The following is a 20,680-nucleotide window of genomic DNA, read 5'->3' on the forward strand; positions in this document are numbered from 1 at the left end:
TCTCACTCCTTATCCAAATTTACCTGAAATGTAGTCCTCTGTCTCCTTATGTTGAGGATAGAGGAACATATCCTTGGTATCGTTAAATTCAATCAAATCTCCATTGAGGAAAAATCCTGTCTTATCAGAGATTCGAGATGCCTGCTGCATAGAACGAGTGACCAAGAGCATGGTGTATTTGTCTTTTAGACCATACAAGGTTTCCTCAATCTTACCAGCAGAAATAGGGTCCAAGGCTGAAGTTGGTTCATCCAAAAGGATGATTTTAGGACTAGTCGCCAATACGCGTGCTACACAAACACGTTGTTGTTGACCACCTGAAAGACCAATAGCAGAGTCATGCAAACGGTCTTTGACTTCATCCCAGATTGAAGCACGCTGTAAAGCCTTCTCCACTGCTTCATCTAAGACCTGCTTATCCTTTTCTCCATTTATGCGGAGGCCATAAACGACATTTTCATAGATAGACATAGGGAAAGGATTGGGTTGTTGGAATACCATTCCAATTTCCTTACGCAATTCAACTGTATCGGTACGAGGGCTATAGATGTTGTGACCGTTATAAACCACTGATCCAGTTGTCGTCACTTCAGGATTAAGGTCACCCATTCGGTTAATAGCCTTTAGAAGTGTTGATTTCCCAGATCCAGACGGACCGATAAGGGCCGTAATTTCCTTGGGTTGGAATGATAAGGAAACACTATTCAAGGCCTTCTTTTTATTGTAATAGACTGACAGGTCTGAAACCTGTAAAATCGGTTCTGTCATACTGTTCCCTTTCTAACCAAAGTGTCCAGTTACATAGTCATTGGTTGACTGTAACTTAGCATTTTGGAAAATATTAGCAGTCTTATCATACTCAATTAAGTCACCCAAGTAGAAAAATCCTGTATAATCACTAGCACGCGCAGCCTGTTGCATACTGTGAGTTACGATGATAATGGTAAAGTCCTTCTTCAACTCAAGCATGGTTTCCTCAAGTTGAGCTGTCGCAATCGGATCTAAGGCTGATGCAGGTTCATCCATCAAGAGAATATCTGGTTTTACAGAAATAGCACGGGCAATGCAGAGACGTTGCTGCTGACCACCTGAAAGCATCAAGGCAGACTTATGAAGGTCATCTTTGACCTGATCCCAGAGGGCAGCCTGACGAAGAGAGGTTTCTACAATTTCATCAAGGATTTTCTTGTCCTTAACTCCTGCACGTTCATGTGCAAAGGTGATGTTGCGGTAAATAGATTTTGCAAATGGATTTGGACGTTGGAACACCATTCCAATATGTTTACGCATTTCATAAACATTGATTTCAGGACGGTTGACGTCGATTCCCTGATAGAGAATCTGTCCAGTCACCTTAGCAATATCAATGGTATCATTCATACGATTGAGACTGCGTAGGTAGGTTGATTTCCCAGATCCTGATGGACCAATCAAGGCAGTAATTTTATTTTTTTCGAATTGCATATCGACGCCCTTAATGGATTCGTTTTTACCGTAGTAAACATGTAAATCCTTAGTAGAGAGGGCCACTTTTTCTTCTGGAAAGGTAATGATATGCTTTTCATCCCAATTATATTTTGACATGGCTTCTCCTTTAGGCAGCGGTTAATTTCTTGTGTAGGTAGCTTCCGAGTTTGCGAGCTCCAAAGTTAAAGATTAAAATAAAGATTAGGAGCACCGCAGCAGAACCTGCTGAAACAAGGGTTCCATCAGGAATAGTTCCTTCACTGTTGACTTTCCAAATATGGACGGCCAAGGTTTCTGCTTGACGGAAGATTGAGATTGGACTGGTTACGCTGAGTACATTCCAGTTTGACCAGTCAAGAGCTGGTGCTGATTGTCCAGCTGTGTAGATAAGAGCCGCAGCTTCACCAAAAATACGACCTGATGCAAGTACTACACCTGTAACGATTCCAGGTAGAGCTTCAGGAATAACGACATGAAGGACTGTTTCCCAACGAGAAAGTCCAAGTGCTAAACCAGCTTCACGTTGCGTATGGTGAACGTGTTTCAAGCTGTCTTCAACATTACGCGTCATCTGTGGAAGGTTAAAGACGGTCAAAGCCAAGGCACCTGAAATAATTGAAAATCCATATTCAAACTGAACGACAAAGATAAGGTAACCAAAGAGACCGACTACGACTGATGGCAGTGAAGACAAAATCTCAATACAGGTACGAACGAAGTTGGTAACACGACCTTTTTTGGCATACTCAGCCAAGTAAATCCCAGCTCCCATTGACAAAGGCACAGAGATGAACAAGGTGATGACCAAAAGGAAGAAGGAATTATAAAGCTGAATTCCAATACCTCCACCTGCTTGGTAAGAAGATGATTTTCCAGTCAAGAAGGACCAAGAAACATGAGGTAAGCCTCGAACCAAGATATAGAGAATCAAGGAAGCAAGAATGGTCACAATGATTCCTGCGATGGTATAGAGGACAGCTGTTGCAAGTTTATCTAATTTCTTAGCGTGCATAGTTTTTCTTTCCTCTTTCTTTCGTAATCAGTTTAATCACACTGTTAAAGGCCAAACTCATCAAGAGCAATACTAGGGCCAGTGACCAAAGAACATTATTATCAACAGTTCCCATAACGGTATTACCAATTCCCATGGTCAATACAGATGTTAAAGTCGCTGCTGGTGTCGTCAATGAAGTTGGAACAACTGCTGAGTTTCCGACAACCATCTGAATCGCAAGGGCTTCACCAAAGGCACGCGCCATCCCAAAGACAACAGCTGTAAAAATACCTGAACGAGCAGCCTTCAAGGTTACACGCCAGATGGTTTGCCAACGAGTCGCTCCCATGGCTAAACTTGCTTCACGATAGTGACGAGGAACCGCACGTAGGCTATCAGTTGTCATAAAGGTTACAGTCGGCAAGATCATTACAAAGAGAACGAAAATCCCCGATAAAATACCAAATCCTGTTCCACCAAAGACACTACGTACAAATGGTACCACGACCTGCAAACCGATAAATCCATAAACTACTGAAGGAATCCCAACTAGGAGTTCAATAGCAGGTTGTAAAATCTTTGCCCCTTTTGGTGATACTTCTGTCATAAAGACGGCCGCACCAATTGCAAATGGTGTTGCGATGAGAGCAGATAGGATGGTAACGATAAAGGAACCTAAAATCATTGGAAGGGCGCCAAACTGTTTACCTGATGGATTCCAAGTTGCACCAAAGAGGAAATCAAAGATATTCACACCATTAACAAAGAAGGTAGATAACCCTTTTTGGGCTACAAAGATTAAAATCATAGCCACAATGATAACAATCAAAGATAGGCAGGCAAAAGTCAGACTTTTCCCTAATTTCTCAAGACGAGAGTTCTTTGACGGAGAGAGCAATTTTTTAGATAATTCTTCTTGGTTCATTATTGACTCCCTTCTAGCGCTGTTACAGTCCCTGCAGCATCTTTTTCAACCTTCATTTCCTTAACAGAAATATAGCCCATTCCTTTAACGATTCCGTTCTGAGCTTCGTCTGAAAGAACAAAGTTTAAGAATTCGGCAACCAATTCATTTGGCTCACCAAGTGTATACATATGTTCATAAGACCACAAAGGCCAATTATTCGTGGTTACATTCTCTGAAATTGGTTCATAACCATTGAGTTTGATTGTCCCAACTGAATCATCAACATATGCAAATGCTAGGTAGGAAATAGCTCCAGGGGTTTGAGAAACGATTGATTTGACCATCCCGTTTGAATCCTGTTCCTGACTTTGCATTGCTGATTGACCATTCATGATCACACTATCAAAGGTTGCACGAGAACCTGAACTAGCCGCACGGTTGATTATAGAGATAGCTAAATCTTTCCCGCCGACTTCTTTCCAGTTAGTAATTTCTCCTGTGAAGATTTGTCGGAGTTGATCTGTCGTTAGATTATCAACATCTACTTCTTTATTGATAATAACAGCCAAACCTGCAACAGCTACCTTATGATCGACCAAGGCTGAAGCATCAATACCGTCTTTTTCCTCAGCAAATACATCCGAGTTTCCGACATCTACTGCTCCTGATTGAACCTGCGATAGTCCTGTACCAGAACCTCCACCTTGAACATTGACCGTTTTACCGATATGAGCTGATGCAAATTCATCTGCTGCCGCCTCGACTAAAGGTTGGAGGGCAGTTGAGCCAACAGCCGTCATTGACTCCCCACGATCAATCCAACTTGCACACCCTGCTAGTGAACCAGCAAGTAAAAAGGTTGCAAGAAAGAGGGTGAGTTTTTTAATTTTTTTCACTATTTGTCTCCTTGAAAATAATGATGAATAGCTTGGAATTTCGCCCTTATTTTCTATTGTTTTCAGGAAAAATCCATACTTCCACTATAACATAGAATACTGATTTTGACTAGTTTTTTACCTTAAACCTCAAGCCCTTAGGGAAATAGTTCTTCAAGGTATTTCCAGTCACTTTTGCAAAACCTAAACCATTCCCACCAACCAAAACTTGATACCAGCCATTTGGCAAAGCTTCAGACAATTGAACTGTCTCACCGGCCACGTATTTAACGAAGTCTTCTTGATGAATTTCAATTGATTGTTTGACTTGGCTTGGTTTTAAGGCTAAACCAAGAGCAAAACTTGGTTCAAAACGTTTTTTCTTAAAGGTTCCAAGATGAAGTCCGTTTCGTGCAATCCTAAGTTTACCCAAATCTGGTAGGACTTCTGGTAAGAGGTACAGTTGGTCACCAAAAGTCTGTAAAATACCTTGCAAATTAATCTTTAGGTGTTTTTTTTCAAAATCTTGCCATAAACTCAACTGTTCGCGACTGAGATTAGTCTTTGAAGGCTTGAACTTAGAGGCTTTATTTTCCCCTCGAAATTGCAAATGGGCAACAAACTGGCCCTCTCCCTTAAAGTGATGTGGGTACATTCTAGCTGTCTCAGGTATTTCAATTCCAGGTACCATCCCATTGATAGGTTCGATTGGAATCAATTCAAAATCATAACTATCCAATAACCATTTGACAATTTCTTCGTTTTCTTCTGGAGCCCATGTACAAGTCGAATAGACCAAACGACCACCATCAGCTAACATGGTGACCGCATCCTCTAGAATTTCACGCTGCAAGTCGGCACATTGGCTTGGATATTCTACACTCCAATAATCCATGGCATCTGGCTGTTTTCGGAACATCCCTTCTCCAGAACATGGAGCATCTAGAACAATTAGGTCAAAATATCCCTTAAACACTTTAGCCAAACGATCGGCAGATTCATTGGTCACAACTACATTTGAAGCTCCAAACCGTTCCATATTTTCAACCAAAATCTTTGCTCGCTTGCTAGAAATTTCATTGGAAATAAGAAGACCTTCTCCTGCAAGATAGGCTGCCAGTTGAGTGGATTTACCACCGGGAGCCGCTGCCAAGTCCAAGACCTTCATACCTGGTTTTGGTTGAGCTACTTGTGCAACCATTTGTGCAGCAGGTTCTTGGGAATATACCAAACCTGTTACATGCTCAGGTGATTTCCCTGAAACCTTGCCATAATAACCCCAGGGTGTATTTGGAATAGCATCTGAAAAAGAAACTTGGCTTTCTTTTAAGGGATTGATGCGAAAAGCGGAAACTGCCTCATCATCAAAAGAGGCAAGAAAAGCTCTTGCCTCATCTCCCAATATTGCTTCATATTTTTTTACAAATCCTTCTGGAAATTGCATGTAAGTTTATTTCCTTTCATAGATATAGGATTGGATTTCTGCCAACTTGTCAGTTGGAACCATCATAATTGGTTGTCGTGTCTGAAAATCCACCGGTTCTCCAGTTAAGGTTACAATCTGATACCCTAAACTTTCTCCTATGATACTAGCTGCAGCATAGTCCCAAGGTTGGAGGTAGGTGATATAGGTCAATAGCTGACCTGAGAGGATTTTTGAAAAGCTGATAGCTGCACTTCCATATATTCGCACACCAAGTGAAGCATTAGCCAATTCTGCTACACCCCAAGCGTTTGTTTCCAACATACCAGCATTACTCGCAATTAGAAAATCACGCAAGGGCTTATCCTTAAAGTTCGGCAAGAGTTCTTCATTGAGACAGGCCTGAAAAGCACCTCCTCCATGGTAACAATGACCTTTCATGACATCATAAATGATCCCAAACTGACCCACACCGTTTTCAAAATACGCTACCATAATGGCGAAATCTTCACCTTGTGCGACAAAGTTGTTAGTACCATCAATGGGATCAATGACCCAAACAGATCCATATCCAACTGAAGCACGCAGACAGCCCTCTTCTGCACAAAATTGGTCATCAGGATAATGCGAACGAATCCTATCAACCAAAAAATTCTGAACTTCCTTGTCCAAACGAGTCACCAAGTCTGTAGGAGATGATTTTCTCTCAATATGCAATTCTTCCTGCATGTGAGCTAGAATATAGTCTCCTGCTTCCTTGACAATCTCTTTGGCAAACACAAATTTATTTTCCAAGCGAAATCTTCCCTTCCCCTTGTTCTTTAGCTAATTGGACAACTCGATAGAAGGAATAACCACTCGCAGATTCAAATTCACGGCCCAAGCGTTTCTCTTCACTCTTGCTTGGAACAACCGATTTGAATCCCTTGTAGGAATCTAGTAGTTTCTTTGCTTCTACCTTAGTCTCATAGGCTGCTTCAACATCATTAAAAAAAGAAAGCACTGAAGCAAGTTCTTCAGTGCTCCACGACAAATCTAGTGGGTAACTATACTGTTTATTCATCTAATTAATACCAGCTCTCAATGTAGCTTCTTTCAGTTCTTGTTTACGGTAACTACGAGGGAGAAAAGCACGAATCTCATCTTCATTAAAACCGATTTGCATCCGCTTGGCATCAATAATAATCGGACGACGCAAAAGACTTGGATACTGCTCAATTAAATGAAGCAACTCCGATACTGAGATACTCTCTACATCAATATTCAATTTTTGAAAAATCTTTGAACGAGTCGAGATGATGTCATCAGTACCATTTTCGGTCAAGGAAAGAATGTGTTGCAGTTCTTTTCTCGTTAAAGGGCTGGTCATAATATTATGCTCTTGGAAGGGCACTTTATGCTTCTCGAGCCAGGCCTTTGCTTTACGACATGATGTACAACTCGGTGATAAAAATAGTGTAATCATGCTTTCCTCTTCTTTACATACTTTTCTATTTCTATTATACAAAAAAATAAAGCGCTTGACTAGTTATTTCCGTAAAAAAACCTACTTTTTCAAGAAAAATAGGTTTTTTAGAATCACATATGAATGTTTTGCTTAAATATAGAAATATTCATGTTACAAACGATAGTTTCTTCCTACATTTTATTTTGAATCAGTAATACTTTTCTTCACTTATCTATTTGTTTTTCGACTCTGGAGGTACATAAATCCAAAAATCAATTCATACAAGCAGAAAAATAGGAGAAAGGCATGGAGGAAAAAGTTCTCTGGTAGGATGAGAATGACAGGATCTTTTGCTGGATCAAACAACCAGGTATCATCACCTACAAAAAGAATTTGATGAAACAAAGTAAAGAACTGCTCAAATCCAATGAAAACTCCAATTAAACCAAGAACCAAAGGTAACGAGAGCATGATTAAGAGACCTCTACGGTATAGAGATAGAAATCCTTTCTGAATGACCTGCTTCCAAAAAAGATAGAAAATCGGTAAGGTAACTATCGCTACTCCTTGCGCTAGATGGAAGAGTCCCTTCACAACTGCAAAATGATGGATGCCAGAAGCTGATGAAGGAAAATCTGGCATTCCCAATGCTTGATTTAATGGATTGGTCAAATAATCCATCAAAACATTAAAATTATGCTGGATGGTCTGAGGTTGCAGATGAACACGATTTGTCAAGTTTAACCAAGAAATTTCCTGAGGATAGACCAACCAAGCTAGGTAAATGGTCAATAAAATAGCAACCGAGAGGAGAAAGAGAATACTTCCTACAAAAGTAAACTTAGTTTTCATCGAAATTCCACTCCGCTAGACTTGAAAGGACATGAGTTGGTGCAATTGGCAAGTCTGCTACTTCTTCAGGTTTTGTAAATCCTGTCGTTACCAAAAGGCTAGGAATGCCATTGTCAATACCAGCTCGAATATCAGTCAGGTAGTTATCCCCTACCATGACAATTTCTTGGCGCTCAAGTCCTAGGTGTTCAACAGCCTTATCCATAATAATCGCATTAGGTTTTCCAATATAAACTGGTTTTACGCGAGTTGCTGCTTCTAGAAGAGTAATCAGTGAACCAGCACCAGGTAAAAGTCCACGTTCTGTTGGAATATTCAAATCTGGGTTGGTACCGATAAAATGAGCACCTCTATGGATAGCTAGGGTTGCCGTAGCAAATTTTTCATAGTCTACTTGCCAGTCCAAACCAACAACAACATAGGCTGGGTTTTCTTTATCTTCAACATAACCAGCTGCTTGAATGGCTTCCTTGAGCCCTGCTTCTCCAATCACATAGACTGTCTTATCAAGTCCTAGATCGTTCATGTAGTCGATAGTTGCTAAGGTTGCAGTATAGATGGTCGATACAGGCGTTTCGATGTTAAACTGATTGGCTAGCATCTCTTGAACACTTTCAGGTGTACGAGTGGTGTTGTTTGTCACAAAAAGATAAGGAATCTCTCTTTTTTGTAACTCATGGACAAAAGCTTCACCAGCTGGGATTCTGTCTTTTCCCTTATAGATCGTTCCGTCTAAATCAATTAAATATCCTTTATAAGTCATATCTTTCTTTCTAATATTTGTTAATTTCTTGCCAAGTTATCTTTGCTTGAGCATTGATGTCGCCATCACTTGAGACTTGGTGATTGCTTTCTAGTTCATTCAATTCATAACTAGAAGTAATCATTCCGCCTGGTCGAACTTCCTTGACATATTTGAGGTTAATTTTTTTGGGAATATGGTTAGTAAGAAAATCGGCTCCCATGACCTCAAAAATCCAGTCTAGGTATTTGCTGTTATTGACGTGACCATTCATATCTAAGTCATAGAAACGAACGTGGTAGTCCTTGCTTATCGCTTCTTCCAGCTCTGTATATTTTGGCCCACGGACCAGTTTCTTAGAAAACTCAGATTGGTAAGGAGCGACAATTTCTGATACTACAGGATGAACCTTTCGACTCTCACGATCCATAAGGACAAAGGTAGCTACCATATGAATGATTTCTTGACCATCTTCATCATAAATCGTAAATCGGCGGTAGCAAAATAGACGATTATAAGTTAAAGCTTCTGTTTCAATGGTGATTTCCTCAGCAAAACGAGGCAAACGAACCACATCGATATCATAATCCGTGATAATCCAGACCAGATTATACTGTTCTAAAACATCCTTATCACTCACTCCCAGTTCAATTGACTGCATCCCTGAGACCTGGAGGGACAACAAGATCACATCTGGTAGCTTGATATGGCCATTCATATCAGCCATATCAAAAGGAATTTTCATCTTCATTTGATAAGTTAAGCCCATAATTTTACTCCAATATAAATCGTTCTGCTACTGTATCACCTAAGAAGAGCCCTCTCTTAGTCATACGAACATGATCGCCATCAAGCTGCATAAGACCTTGTTGAATCAAGTCTTTGACAATATCTCCATAAAGTTCCTGGAAAGACCGTTCGAATTTTTCTTCAAAGCGTGCCATGGAAACTCCTGACTTCTTGCGAAGGCCGAGAAACATCTCTTCTTCCATTTGCTCCCTTTGACTCAAGTGTTCTTCATTGATACGAGCACTTCCCTCTTCTACCGCCTTTAAATAATGGCGAATAGGCCCATGATTTTTATAGCGAACACCGTCTACATAGCCAGACGCACCAGCACCGATTCCATAATACTCAGCATTGTCCCAGTACATAAGATTGTGACGACTTTCAAATCCTTGCTTAGAAAAGTTAGAAATCTCATAATGCTCAAATCCAGCTCTTTCTAGCTCTGCAATGATATACTCAAACATCTCTGCTTCTAATTCTTCCTTTGGAAGTGGTAATTTCCCTCGTCTCATACGATTCATAAAGACCGTATGATTTTCTAAAATCAAACTATAGAGGCTCATGTGGGGAATGTCCAAAGCGATAGCCTTAGCGACATTGTCCTTAACTTGTTCCATAGTCTGACCAGGAAGTGCGTAAATTAAGTCAATGGAAATATTGTCAAAACCAGCAAGTTTGAGGCGATCTATATTTTCATAAATATCCTTTTCCGTATGACTACGCCCAATCTTTTTCAGCATTTTATCATCAAAGGTCTGAACACCTAGTGAAACACGATTAACTGCAGAATTTTGCAGAACAGCAATCTTATCAGCATCCAGATCACCAGGATTGGCCTCAATGGTCAACTCTTCCAACATTGATAAGTCCAAATTTTTAGTCAATCCATCTAACAAAACTTCCAATTGAGAAGCAGACAAGGCTGTCGGTGTACCACCACCAATATAGAGTGTACGCAATTTTTGAATGTCATAAGAATGAAATTCTTGCAGTAGATGCTCTAGATAGCTGTCTACTGGCTGATTTTTAATAAAGACCTTGGAAAAGTCACAATAATAACAAATCTGTGTGCAAAATGGTATGTGCACGTAGGCTGATGTCGGTTTCTTCTGCATAGTATTTATTATACCACAAAGAGTTCACTCAAGAAAAAAATCACCATTCCTGATTTTCTTTAAAGTCAAGAATGGTGATTCCATGTTAGTTTTCTTGAAGCTCAATGACAATTTCTTGGCCATTTCCATTTTCTTCCACAACTACTTTTTCTTCTAGTTGTGATTTGAAATGATTCAAGGTTTCTTTTGAAGCTTCAGTCGCTTGTTGAGCATGGTATTTTGCTTTATCTAAGACAGTGTCAAGAGTAATTTCCCCAGATTCAATCTGCTCTTTTGTTTTAAGAACGAATTCTTTGGTTTGTTCTTTGACATCCGTTAATTTTTCACAAACCTGCTCTTTCGCATACTCAGGATCTTCTTTTAGATCTTCTAAAAATTCTTGTGCTTGGCTTCTAACTTGTTTTCCTTTGTCACTAGTTAGAAACAAGGCAGCTGCAACACCTGAAACAGTTCCTAAAAGGATAGATGATAGTTTTCCCATTAGTCAACTCCTTTTTTATTTTTTAAAAAATTTACTTGCAACACGAATAGCAGACAAACCTGCACCAGTTTTTATAGTTTTTGATCCAGCAGATGAGGCCTTTTTACTCAAAACACGTGCTTGCTCATTTAGGTCAGAAACAGAAACAGAAAGGTCTGCAACAGCTGTAAAGAGGGGATCAATTGTAGCAACTTTGACATTGATATCATCAACAAGAACGTTGACCTTTGTAAGCAATTCATTTGTTTGATGAAGAGTTACATCTACATCTGATGTTAAAGTTTTAACAGTTTTTTCAGTTTCATCAATTACACGACCAACTTTTTGAAGAGTAATAATCAGATAAACTAAAAAGACAACCAAGGCAATCGCTACAATAATATAAGCCACTTCTAACATTTTAATTCTCCTTTTTTACATTATAAAATGGTGCTTTTTTCCGATTTTGATAAAAGATGATATAAATACCAAGGCCAATCAATAGGGCAGACAACCACTGGGATACTCGGAGTCCAAAGAACATGAGACTATCCGTACGCATGCCCTCGATAATCATACGTCCAAATCCGTACCAAATTAGATAAAAAGCAGTGATATGACCACGACGGATATTCTTTAATCGGCGTCTAAAAATGACAATCAAGGCAAAACCGATCAGATTCCAGATAGATTCGTATAAGAAGGTCGGTTGGCGGTAAGAGCCATCAATATACATCTGATTCTTAATAAAATCAGGTAAGTAATCAAGATTTTCAACGACTGCTCCATAAGCTTCTTGGTTAAAGAAGTTTCCCCAACGCCCTAAACTCTGTGCAATCATGACGCTCGGAGCTGCAATATCTAAGAAATCCCAAGTATTGATTAATTTGCGATCCGCAAAGATATAGAGAACAATCGCTCCAGTAATTAAACCACCATAAATCGCAAGACCACCATTCCAAATAGCAAAAATCTCTCCCAGATGTTGGCTATAATAATCAAATCTAAAAATAACATAGTAGAGTCTAGCACCAATGATGGATAAAGGAAAGGCAATTAAGATAAAGTCCAAAATATCATCAGATAAAATCTTCTTTTTAGGCGCTTCTTTACTAGCAAGATATACCGCTAAAACAAGACCTGAAACAATGCAGAGTGCATACCATCTAACAGCTAAAGGACCAATTTGAAAAGCGATTGGATCAATCATCTTTCACCTCGTTCTTTGCAATCAGATTTGTCAATCTTTCTTCAAACAAGCGAGTAGCATCAAAGCCCATTTCCTTAGCACGATAATTCATCGCTGCTGCTTCGATAACTACAGAAATATTACGTCCTGTTTTTACAGGAATGCGGATACGTGGAATAGCTACTCCAGAAATCTCCAATTCCTCAGCATTATTGCCTAGGCGATCAAAAGTCTTTTGCGTGTCATAATTTTCAAGATAGACAGCTAACTGAACTTGTGAAGAATCCTTAACTGCGCTGGCACCATAAAGACTCATCACATCTATAATACCAACACCACGAATCTCAAGTAAATGCTTCAAGATTTCAGCTGGTTCACCCCAGAGAGTCATTTCATCCTTAGCAAAGATATCTACACGATCATCAGCCACCAAACGGTGTCCTCGTTTCACGAGTTCTAGACCTGTCTCACTCTTACCAATACCACTGTCACCCTGGATTAACACACCCATACCATAGATATCCATCAAGACACCATGTACACTTTCACGCTCAGCCAAACGAGAATCTAGGTAACTTGACAATTCTCCAGACAGACGACTTGTTGCTGTACGACTCGTTAAAATAGCGATTTTACATTCTCTAGCGGCCTTTAGCATTTCCTCTGGAACTACTAAACCACGCGCAACAATAACTGCAGGTGTTTCCGGTTGGAACAATTTTTTCAATACCTGATAGCGGTTATGAGAAGACATGCTAATCAGATAAGACCACTCTTTCATCCCCAATAGTTGAATCCGCTCTGGGGTATAGTAATCAAAATAGCCTGTCATTTCGAGACCTGGACGACAAATATCGCCCGTATTGATTTCCTTTTCAAGTAATTCTGGCTCACCATAGACAATGTCTAGTCTGAGCTTATCAATCACTTCTTTAACTAAAACCGACATAATTTTCTCCTTCAATCGAGTTCTCCCTACTATTATATCAAATTGTAGTAGGAAGTTTATGTTTTTAACAGTGTTTGGGGTATTTATTTAAGAAAGCAACCATTATAATTTAACAGTCAAAAGGGATTAAACACTAGATAAGTGTTTAATCCCTTCTCTTTAGTTATTCAACTATCCAACAGTACTATACTAGTCAGACGCTTTATCACTGCTAGCTGGTACTGATTTTTCTTCACTACTTGTTGTAGATTCAGTTGTATGTTCAGCTGGTTCTCTTAGAGTTGCTTCTGTTGAAGCTGGTTCTTCTACAGTTGTTGTTGTGTTTGGAGTCGTAGCTGTAGTGCTTGTGGTTGTTGTTACTCCATTAGAAAGCATTCTACCGTCACTACCTACTTTGTAACCATCAGGTGTAGTTGCATTTCGAAGCATTTCTCCACTTGGTTTGAAGTAATACCAGTCTCCTTTTTCTTGAATCCAACCAACTTGCATTTCACCAGACTTATTAAAGTAATAGTAATCTCCAGATACTTCATGGATACCTGTGACCATTTTACCAGTCTCATTGTCTAAGTAATACCATTTACCAGAGTACCTGAACCAACCAGTCTCTGCGGCTCCAGATTCTTTATGATAGTACCAATCTTTGCCATCAAATACCCATCCGGTTTCCATAGCTCCAGATTGATTGAAGCTATATTTGACACCATCAATTTCCTGTCTACCGGTCACCATAACGCCGTCATTTTGATTCAAGTAGTACCATTTACCTGCAGATTTTATCCAACCTTTTTTCTGCTCACCGCTTGATGCATAATAGTACCATTTGTCATCTTCTTGTTTCCAGCCAGTAACCATAGCACCGCTAGCCTTAAAGCTATATTGTTGCCCATCGATTTCTTTGGTTCCTGTAACCATCTCTCCATCTTTCGAATCAAGATAGTACCAATCACCAGCATATTTAATCCAGCCTTTTTTCAGTTCACCACTTGATGCATAATAGTACCATTTGTCATCTTCTTGTTTCCAGCCAGTAACCATAGCACCACTATCTTTAAAGCTATATTGTTGCCCATCAATTTCTTTGGTTCCTGTAACCATCTCTCCATCTTTCAGTTCGAGATAGTACCAGTCATTGTTGTATTTAAGCCAGCCTTTTTTCTGATCACCACTAGATGTATAATAGTACCATTTGTTATCAAACTGTTCCCAACCAGTTGACATGACGCCTCCATCATTGAAGCGATAGAGTTTACCATCAATTTTATTTAAACCAGTGAACATTTCTCCAGTTTTAGGATCTAGATAATACCATTTACCTGCATCATAGAGCCAACCACGTTTCATTTCACCTGAAGCGCTAAAGTAATACCATTTTTGGTGTGTGTATTGCCAATAAGTTCCCATTTCTCCGGCTTCATTGAAATAGTACAACTTTCCGTCAATTTCTTTGAAACCAATGGTCATTTTTTTATTTTCATCTAGGTAATACCATTTATTACCAATTTTATTCCAGGATGATGCTCTTACTTCATTTGAAAGCGCACCTGTATCATCAAAGACCAGAGTTGCTCCATTCACTGTTCTGGTACCAGTTTGCATAATCCCTTTTTCGTCAAAGTAATAGGTCTTACCATCAATGATTGCTAACTCGGACTCTTTTCGATATCCTTTAGAATCTACATAATACCAATGCTTGTCGATTTGAAGCCATTTAGAAGTTTGTAACTTCCCATCTTTATCCATATATAAAGATTTAAGAGTACCTTCATCATCAAAATCTTGAAGCCATTTATCTTGTTGCAGATGTCCTTTACCATTGAAGAAGTATTTCGCTCCATCAATTGTATGCCAACCAGTTGCCATCTGATCATCAGCGAAATAATACTTCTTATATCCATCTTCAGTAATCCAACGTGCAGTAGTATTCGGAATATCTGGGTATTCTTGAGAAATATTATTAATGCCATCTGTTTTTATATCAAAGACAGTAGCATCTTTTTTATCACTTGAAGCATGAACGACTTGAACATTCATCTCTTTCAATTTATCTCTTGTTGCTTGAACATTGATATCCAAACCTGTTGTTTGCACAACGATAGATGGAGAGAGGTTATTGAGGAAATTAATGCTGTTCGAAACTTTTCCATCGAGGTGATGGTTCCACTTCATCAAATCTACTTTCCCAATTTGTGGTCCTAAGCGATCTTCAGCTCCATAAACATTATCAAGATCCCCACCCAGATAAATTTTCTTTCCATTCACTGTAACTACAGCAACAATCGAGTTTGGATTATCATCATATACTTTCTTTAATTTTCCATCTGGACCGTATTCATTCTTGTAGTTATACAACTGAATATCCATATCCCCCAATTTGAAATGACTATCATTATCAGAGATATCTTGGATAAGATTGACTCCATATTTTCTAGCGGCATTCAGAGCATTATTATAGTTGAAAAGGTTATCCCACAAGCCCCATTGAGTGGCAATTCGATCATCCGAATATCGTTTTAGATAAAATTTATCAACCTTATATTTTTTTAGAACTTCGTCAGCTCCACCGATATGGTCACTATGAACATGTGTTCCAAGCATAAAGTCTAACTTCTGAACACCTACATGGTCAAGATGACGGAAAAGTCGATCTTCAATTGCGTAGAAATTTGACGTAATAATCCCCGATCTTAATGGATAAAGGGGATCGCTCCCATCCGGAAAGTCATAGTCTTCACCCATATCTATCAGCGCATAATGCCCATTACTTTCAAGCAAAATGGCATCTGTACCTGGACTTCCTTTGGTATTAATGAAATGAATCCGATTCACGTCAGACTGCGAACTTGTGTCCGCTTCAACTCTTGCGCTGACACTAAGAAACAAAAATGCTCCTAAAGCGACTGCAACTTTTGTTTTTTTCATGATAAAGCCTCTCAGATTTTTCTACTAATATATATAATTATACCAAAAAAACATGAAAAAGGGGTGTAAAAATGTAAAATGTCATTTTTACTACCCAAAATGACTTCTTTCTGCAATAGTATTTACATATGAAAGATGAACTTTCGTACTCTTTTATCTGTAATCATAGTACTCTATAGCTTTTCTTCAGTAACTGTTTCTGATAATTTTTCCCTAGACTTCTATCTGCTTGTTTATAACCTTCTCTGCAAAAATACTTTCTTGACTCTAATCTTTTAACACTATCTTAAAAAATCAGCTATAATTAATATCATTATATCTATTTAACACTGAATTAACTATCCTCTCTGAGATTTCACTCTTAGAAGCTAACAAAAAAGACTAGACAAGTCTAGCCTTTCTTATTAATTAGAATTTTTTACGTTTACGAGCTGCTTCTGATTTACGTTTACGTTTTACAGAAGGTTTTTCATAGAATTCACGTTTGCGTGTTTCTTGAAGAGTACCAGCTTTAGTAACTGCACGTTTGAAACGACGAAGAGCATCGTCAAGAGATTCATTCTTACGTACTACTGTTTTAGACATTTTTTTCACTCCCTTCAAGTTCAAGATCTACTCTATTTTACACGGAATGAAGAAAATTGTCAAGAAAAAAATGAAATTCTCCCAAATCATTCCATTTAATTTTTAAAAAATGAGGATTATATATTCTTCTTTTCAAGGGAAAATCTATCACTCACTCCTCTATTAAAATTATTGTACCACTTTCAGATAAACTGTATTCATTTTTTGAGCATATCCAGACCAAAAACCACCCAATCCATAGGATCGAATGGTCTTTAATGATTAAAATCTTATTTTTTTAACAAGCTAAGTGCTGCTGCATCGGCGATAATGGTCACATCTGGATGGTTTTGTAGGCTACTTGCAGGTAGACTTTCTGTCAAAGGACCTTCAACAGTTCCAGCGATAGCTTCTGCTTTTGATTCACCATAAGCAAAGAGAAGGATAGACTTAGCATCCAAAATGTTCTTAATCCCCATTGAAATAGCTTGTGTTGGAACATCTTCAATCTTTTCAAAGAAACGTGCGTTAGCTTCGATAGTAGACTGGTCAAGTTCTACAAGATGAGTTTGACTGTCAAATGGTGTGCCTGGTTCATTAAAGCCAATATGACCATTGCGACCAATTCCTAAGATTTGTAGGTCAACTGGATGGTCAGCAAGAATTTGGTTGTAGCGTTCTACTTCTGCTTCTGCATTATCCTTGACACCACGTGGCAAGAAACTTTCTTTAAATGGCTTCTTGTTGAATAAATTTTCTTGCATAAAGTAACGGTATGATTGAGGATTGTCCCCATCAAGACCTACGTACTCATCCAAGTTCACACTTGTAAGATTTGAAAAATCAAGATTGCTCTCAACGATTTGTTGATAAAATTCCAGAGGGCTACTTCCTGTTGCAAGTCCCAATGTCTGTGCACCGTTTTCCAATTTTTCTTTTAAGATATCAAAAGCAACTTTTCCACCTTCAATTGGATTTTCCACTTGAATAACTTTCATAATTTTGTCCTCCATATTCTTTATTTTATTATATGGTATAGACCAATTTTTGTCAAGTGAAAACGGTTTATTTTTGTTGAAAATATAAATATACTAAAGAAATCAATTGATAGGTCTACCTACTCCAAAAAAGAGAGGAGTTTGACGTCCTCTCTTAAATCTTATATCCGAAACACTTCCTGATTATATTTTGGAAAATGTTTCTTTTTCTTATATTATTTTTTACGTTTAGCAACCAAACTCAATCCAACTAAACCAAGCGCTACTCCTAAAACGATTAAAACTGTAGTTTTCTGTTCACCTGTTTTCGGTAACTCATTAGCCTTTTTCTTTTCAGGCGTTGATGATGTTCCTGGTGCTGGAGGTGTAACTGAACTTGGTGGTGTTACTGGACCTGGAGGCGTTACTGGGCCTGGAGGCGTTACTGGGCCTGGAGGCGTTACTGGGCCTGGAGGCGTTACTGGGCCTGGAGGCGTTACTGGGCCTGGAGGCGTTACTGGACCTGGAGGTACTGGTGGTTGATAGGTATTAATCAAAACTAGGTTCGTTTCATTATCTCGAACTGTTTTTGATACATATCCCTCAGGAACATTGACTTCACTAATTGTATAGCTAATCATTTTTCCTGCTAAATATTTCGGAAGATTTGTAAAAGTATGAGTCCAATTATTATCTTCGTTCAAAATAACTTCTTGCCCGACTTTACTTCCATCAGCATAGAGTTGTACCTTAATGCTACTTGGGCGTTTTCCTGCTTTATTATCAGCATCATCCCAAAGCTTTCTGACTTTTAATTCTGTCACTTCAGGAGTATCAGGAATATTAGGGATATGTGTATTAGTGATGATATGGTTTGTCTGATCTATTTCTGTCGTATACCCCTCAACTTTGTCTTCTGCTACAGTATAAACAATTGCATTTCCTTCAGCATCATTTTCAGGTAGCTGATCAAATGTAAAGTTCCAATTATCTTCTGATTTAACAGATTTACTTGCTACTTCTTTACCGTTAGCTAAAAGACGAACGGTTATAGCATCTGGACGAATGCCAGCTTTGTTATCTGTATCATTCCAAATTTTCTTACCTTTTATACTTGTATTTCCTCGATAAGTATTGGTAAATGTAGTTTCCTCTTCACCGTAAGACACTGTTCCCATTTTGATACCATCATCATCCGTTACTGTTACAGTAACCTTTAGTTCATGACTATCATAATCGTAATTATCAGTGCTTTCAGGAATAACTTCACGAATAATATAGTTGTAAACACCTTCTTTTTTATACTTAATCGCATTGAAGGTTACACTTCCATCTTCAGCATTTTTAACAATTTGAAGGGGTTCACTAGGGTTTGCAGCATCATAAAGTGCAAAGTTAAACTGATCTTTTTCTAGTGTTTTCCCTTTTAAAGTTTTGTGAGCCTTTAAGATAACTGATTCTGATTTTTCTGCGTTACCAAAACCTGATCCTGACTCTAGACGGACTTCACGTACCATACTACGTGTCTTAAAATTTGTTGCAGACCATGCTAAATTATTCGATACTAATGAACCTGCAGGAACTCCATCTGGTAATTTAGTAGAGTATTCAATATACATTGCCCAATGATAGTTATCTCCAAATGGAATCGTAAAGCCTGTGATTCCTCCTTGAGCATTTTTAGTGAATACTGCCTTGTTTGAAAAGTTATCTGATGGCTCTAACGTGAGAATATGAGCTTCGTTACGAATTTTTGTTGGTTGTGTTTCATAACGAACTGCACGAAAACTCTCAGGAATTAAGGTTTGTCCATCCCCAAAAGTATCCGTAATTGTCATCCCACGAATCATATCTTGATTCGCATTCAGGAGAATACGCCACTTAATAATACTTGGATCTGTATCATCTTGATAACCGTATTTCATCTCATAGTCGCCTGCTTCACCACTGTCTTGTTTGTACTTGAAACTATAAGTCTTATGACCAATGGTAACAGTAACTGGTTGACTCTCCTTAATGACTTCTCGATTAATAGTTAAATTAAACTGTAAAGAAATCTCTTTATTCTCAGGCCTCTTAGCAAAATAATCTGTGAAAGTTACCGTAACTTTTCCTGTACTAGGATCTGTTTGAGCAATACCAACCTTCGTGCCCTTACTATTTGTAACGTCAAAGGTCAAATTTGTAATCAATCTAAGCTCTCTAGGAATATCTAAAATCAATTGATCATTCTCAGAGATACTCTGACTATCTGGAAAAGTTAATTGATAAGTTGCGATTAAACGTTCCCCAGCAATAACTTCCACATCATCACTCAATTCAAGGCCAGATCGCTCATGAATAATCTTAGTATCAAGATTATAACCCGTCACCGAATCCGCTTGAACTGTTTTTGCTAATTTAACTATTGATAAGCCTATTAGCAAAAACATTAAAAAAAATGTTAAACATTTAGACAATTTATGCTTCATAATAACCTCCTTTACGATTAGAAAACATTTGATTATCTAATCATATTATATCATACTTATTTGAAAAATGTACAATTACTTACCATTTGTTTAATTAATTTTAAAGTTTTATTTTTATTCAAAGTTTTCGGTTTCTTAAATAAATTATAAAAACAAGAAGAGAGGTATTAACCTCTCTTCTTGCGATTACATACACTTATTTAATAAATGTATAACCAACTTTAGAATATCTATTGTTTAGATATTCAAAGACAAATCTTGAATCATTCTAGAAAACTAGAAATATTAAGCTTCATCTTCTTTTTTGCGTTTCGCAACCAAACCTAGACCTACAAGACCAAGTGCAGCACCAAGTGCAGCAATTCCAGATTTAGATTGTTCACCAGTGTTTGGCAACTCAGGACCTTTAGGTTTTTCTGGTGTTGGTGGTGTTACTGGTGTTGGTGGTGTTGGTGGTGTTGGCGGTGTTGGCGGTGTTGGCGGTGTTGGCGGTGTTGGAGTTACTGTAACTAAGGATGGTAAAGTGTTGACTCTTAC

At 38.4% G+C, this 20,680-nt stretch carries 21 protein-coding genes and 1 pseudogene; all 22 read right to left on the bottom strand.

The genetic code is table 11. The annotated features are described in order from the left end of the window. Positions 1-9 precede the first annotated feature (9 nt). The gene (gene pstB / locus PCY08_RS08135) at positions 10-768 is read right to left on the bottom strand and encodes a phosphate ABC transporter ATP-binding protein PstB (RefSeq protein ID WP_045763360.1); all 759 of its coding nucleotides are present in this window, start codon (positions 766-768) and stop codon (positions 10-12) included. Between the two features lie 12 nt (positions 769-780). Continuing rightward, the gene (gene pstB, locus PCY08_RS08140; RefSeq protein WP_049526970.1) at positions 781-1,584 is read right to left on the bottom strand and encodes a phosphate ABC transporter ATP-binding protein PstB; all 804 of its coding nucleotides are present in this window, start codon (positions 1,582-1,584) and stop codon (positions 781-783) included. A 10-nt stretch (positions 1,585-1,594) separates the two neighbouring features. After that, positions 1,595-2,479: a phosphate ABC transporter permease PstA gene (pstA, locus tag PCY08_RS08145; RefSeq protein ID WP_045763362.1), complete on the bottom strand. Its 885-nt coding sequence runs from the start codon at positions 2,477-2,479 to the stop codon at positions 1,595-1,597. Then, positions 2,469-3,386 carry a phosphate ABC transporter permease subunit PstC gene (gene pstC, locus PCY08_RS08150; protein WP_045763363.1) on the bottom strand — a complete coding sequence of 306 codons (918 nt, stop codon included), beginning with the start codon at positions 3,384-3,386 and terminating at the stop codon, positions 2,469-2,471. Before pstC ends, pstA begins: the two co-directional genes overlap by 11 nt. Further along, positions 3,386-4,264 (bottom strand): phosphate ABC transporter substrate-binding protein PstS, encoded by an 879-nt coding sequence (locus PCY08_RS08155; protein ID WP_301560018.1) that lies wholly within the window; start codon positions 4,262-4,264, stop codon positions 3,386-3,388. The genes pstC and PCY08_RS08155 overlap by 1 nt, the downstream gene beginning before the upstream one ends. A gap of 109 nt (positions 4,265-4,373) precedes the next feature. After that, positions 4,374-5,687: an RsmF rRNA methyltransferase first C-terminal domain-containing protein gene (locus PCY08_RS08160; RefSeq protein WP_301560019.1), complete on the bottom strand. Its 1,314-nt coding sequence runs from the start codon at positions 5,685-5,687 to the stop codon at positions 4,374-4,376. A gap of 6 nt (positions 5,688-5,693) precedes the next feature. Continuing rightward, the gene (locus PCY08_RS08165; protein WP_049548254.1) at positions 5,694-6,461 is read right to left on the bottom strand and encodes an inositol monophosphatase family protein; all 768 of its coding nucleotides are present in this window, start codon (positions 6,459-6,461) and stop codon (positions 5,694-5,696) included. Further along, entirely contained in the window at positions 6,451-6,729 is a 279-nt protein-coding gene (locus tag PCY08_RS08170) for a UPF0223 family protein (protein ID WP_301560020.1), read from the bottom strand. The genes PCY08_RS08165 and PCY08_RS08170 overlap by 11 nt, the downstream gene beginning before the upstream one ends. Beyond that, positions 6,730-7,131 (bottom strand): Spx/MgsR family RNA polymerase-binding regulatory protein, encoded by a 402-nt coding sequence (locus PCY08_RS08175; protein WP_000631256.1) that lies wholly within the window; start codon positions 7,129-7,131, stop codon positions 6,730-6,732. It abuts the gene before it with no gap. A 210-nt stretch (positions 7,132-7,341) separates the two neighbouring features. Then, entirely contained in the window at positions 7,342-7,965 is a 624-nt protein-coding gene (locus tag PCY08_RS08180) for a TIGR01906 family membrane protein (RefSeq protein ID WP_301560021.1), read from the bottom strand. After that, on the bottom strand, positions 7,955-8,728 hold the full coding sequence (locus PCY08_RS08185) for a TIGR01457 family HAD-type hydrolase (protein WP_301560022.1): 774 nt from the start codon (positions 8,726-8,728) through the stop codon (positions 7,955-7,957). Before PCY08_RS08185 ends, PCY08_RS08180 begins: the two co-directional genes overlap by 11 nt. 10 nt (positions 8,729-8,738) lie before the next feature. After that, entirely contained in the window at positions 8,739-9,476 is a 738-nt protein-coding gene (locus PCY08_RS08190) for an acyl-[acyl-carrier-protein] thioesterase (protein WP_049526984.1), read from the bottom strand. A gap of 4 nt (positions 9,477-9,480) precedes the next feature. After that, on the bottom strand, positions 9,481-10,611 hold the full coding sequence (gene hemW / locus PCY08_RS08195; protein WP_301560023.1) for a radical SAM family heme chaperone HemW: 1,131 nt from the start codon (positions 10,609-10,611) through the stop codon (positions 9,481-9,483). Positions 10,612-10,696: 85 nt separating this feature from the next. Further along, the gene (locus tag PCY08_RS08200) at positions 10,697-11,092 is read right to left on the bottom strand and encodes a YtxH domain-containing protein (protein WP_301560024.1); all 396 of its coding nucleotides are present in this window, start codon (positions 11,090-11,092) and stop codon (positions 10,697-10,699) included. After that, positions 11,092-11,491 (bottom strand): annotated as a pseudogene (locus PCY08_RS08205) (DUF948 domain-containing protein). Before PCY08_RS08205 ends, PCY08_RS08200 begins: the two are co-directional and overlap by 1 nt. Before the next feature lies 1 nt (position 11,492). Then, on the bottom strand, positions 11,493-12,281 hold the full coding sequence (gene lgt / locus PCY08_RS08210) for a prolipoprotein diacylglyceryl transferase (protein ID WP_049504378.1): 789 nt from the start codon (positions 12,279-12,281) through the stop codon (positions 11,493-11,495). Beyond that, entirely contained in the window at positions 12,274-13,209 is a 936-nt protein-coding gene (gene hprK, locus PCY08_RS08215; protein WP_049530905.1) for an HPr(Ser) kinase/phosphatase, read from the bottom strand. The genes lgt and hprK overlap by 8 nt, the downstream gene beginning before the upstream one ends. 189 nt (positions 13,210-13,398) lie before the next feature. After that, positions 13,399-16,131 carry an MBL fold metallo-hydrolase gene (locus tag PCY08_RS08220; protein ID WP_301560025.1) on the bottom strand — a complete coding sequence of 911 codons (2,733 nt, stop codon included), beginning with the start codon at positions 16,129-16,131 and terminating at the stop codon, positions 13,399-13,401. A gap of 408 nt (positions 16,132-16,539) precedes the next feature. After that, positions 16,540-16,716: a 30S ribosomal protein S21 gene (gene rpsU / locus PCY08_RS08225; RefSeq protein ID WP_000048054.1), complete on the bottom strand. Its 177-nt coding sequence runs from the start codon at positions 16,714-16,716 to the stop codon at positions 16,540-16,542. 269 nt (positions 16,717-16,985) lie between these two features. Next, positions 16,986-17,693, bottom strand: a complete 708-nt coding sequence (locus PCY08_RS08230) for a glucosamine-6-phosphate deaminase (protein WP_301560026.1) — start codon at positions 17,691-17,693, stop codon at positions 16,986-16,988. Between the two features lie 215 nt (positions 17,694-17,908). Continuing rightward, positions 17,909-20,143, bottom strand: a complete 2,235-nt coding sequence (locus tag PCY08_RS08235) for a Cna B-type domain-containing protein (RefSeq protein ID WP_301560027.1) — start codon at positions 20,141-20,143, stop codon at positions 17,909-17,911. 285 nt (positions 20,144-20,428) lie between these two features. Further along, positions 20,429-20,680: LPXTG cell wall anchor domain-containing protein (locus PCY08_RS08240; protein WP_301560028.1), on the bottom strand; the 252-nt coding region annotated here is incomplete at its 5' end.

This window comes from Streptococcus sp. SO4 (genome assembly GCF_030440055.1).
GTDB classification, from domain to species: domain Bacteria; phylum Bacillota; class Bacilli; order Lactobacillales; family Streptococcaceae; genus Streptococcus; species Streptococcus nidrosiense.

Coding starts and splice junctions, on each gene's coding strand:
- pstB (WP_045763360.1), bottom strand. CDS start 768: ATGACAGAACCGATTTTACAGGTTTCAGACCTGTCAGTCTATTACAAT.
- pstB (WP_049526970.1), bottom strand. CDS start 1,584: ATGTCAAAATATAATTGGGATGAAAAGCATATCATTACCTTTCCAGAA.
- pstA (WP_045763362.1), bottom strand. CDS start 2,479: ATGCACGCTAAGAAATTAGATAAACTTGCAACAGCTGTCCTCTATACC.
- pstC (WP_045763363.1), bottom strand. CDS start 3,386: ATGAACCAAGAAGAATTATCTAAAAAATTGCTCTCTCCGTCAAAGAAC.
- PCY08_RS08160 (WP_301560019.1), bottom strand. CDS start 5,687: ATGCAATTTCCAGAAGGATTTGTAAAAAAATATGAAGCAATATTGGGA.
- PCY08_RS08170 (WP_301560020.1), bottom strand. CDS start 6,729: ATGAATAAACAGTATAGTTACCCACTAGATTTGTCGTGGAGCACTGAA.
- PCY08_RS08175 (WP_000631256.1), bottom strand. CDS start 7,131: ATGATTACACTATTTTTATCACCGAGTTGTACATCATGTCGTAAAGCA.
- PCY08_RS08180 (WP_301560021.1), bottom strand. CDS start 7,965: ATGAAAACTAAGTTTACTTTTGTAGGAAGTATTCTCTTTCTCCTCTCG.
- PCY08_RS08185 (WP_301560022.1), bottom strand. CDS start 8,728: ATGACTTATAAAGGATATTTAATTGATTTAGACGGAACGATCTATAAG.
- PCY08_RS08190 (WP_049526984.1), bottom strand. CDS start 9,476: ATGGGCTTAACTTATCAAATGAAGATGAAAATTCCTTTTGATATGGCT.
- hemW (WP_301560023.1), bottom strand. CDS start 10,611: ATGCAGAAGAAACCGACATCAGCCTACGTGCACATACCATTTTGCACA.
- PCY08_RS08200 (WP_301560024.1), bottom strand. CDS start 11,092: ATGGGAAAACTATCATCTATCCTTTTAGGAACTGTTTCAGGTGTTGCA.
- lgt (WP_049504378.1), bottom strand. CDS start 12,281: ATGATTGATCCAATCGCTTTTCAAATTGGTCCTTTAGCTGTTAGATGG.
- hprK (WP_049530905.1), bottom strand. CDS start 13,209: ATGTCGGTTTTAGTTAAAGAAGTGATTGATAAGCTCAGACTAGACATT.
- PCY08_RS08220 (WP_301560025.1), bottom strand. CDS start 16,131: ATGAAAAAAACAAAAGTTGCAGTCGCTTTAGGAGCATTTTTGTTTCTT.
- rpsU (WP_000048054.1), bottom strand. CDS start 16,716: ATGTCTAAAACAGTAGTACGTAAGAATGAATCTCTTGACGATGCTCTT.
- PCY08_RS08230 (WP_301560026.1), bottom strand. CDS start 17,693: ATGAAAGTTATTCAAGTGGAAAATCCAATTGAAGGTGGAAAAGTTGCT.
- PCY08_RS08235 (WP_301560027.1), bottom strand. CDS start 20,143: ATGAAGCATAAATTGTCTAAATGTTTAACATTTTTTTTAATGTTTTTG.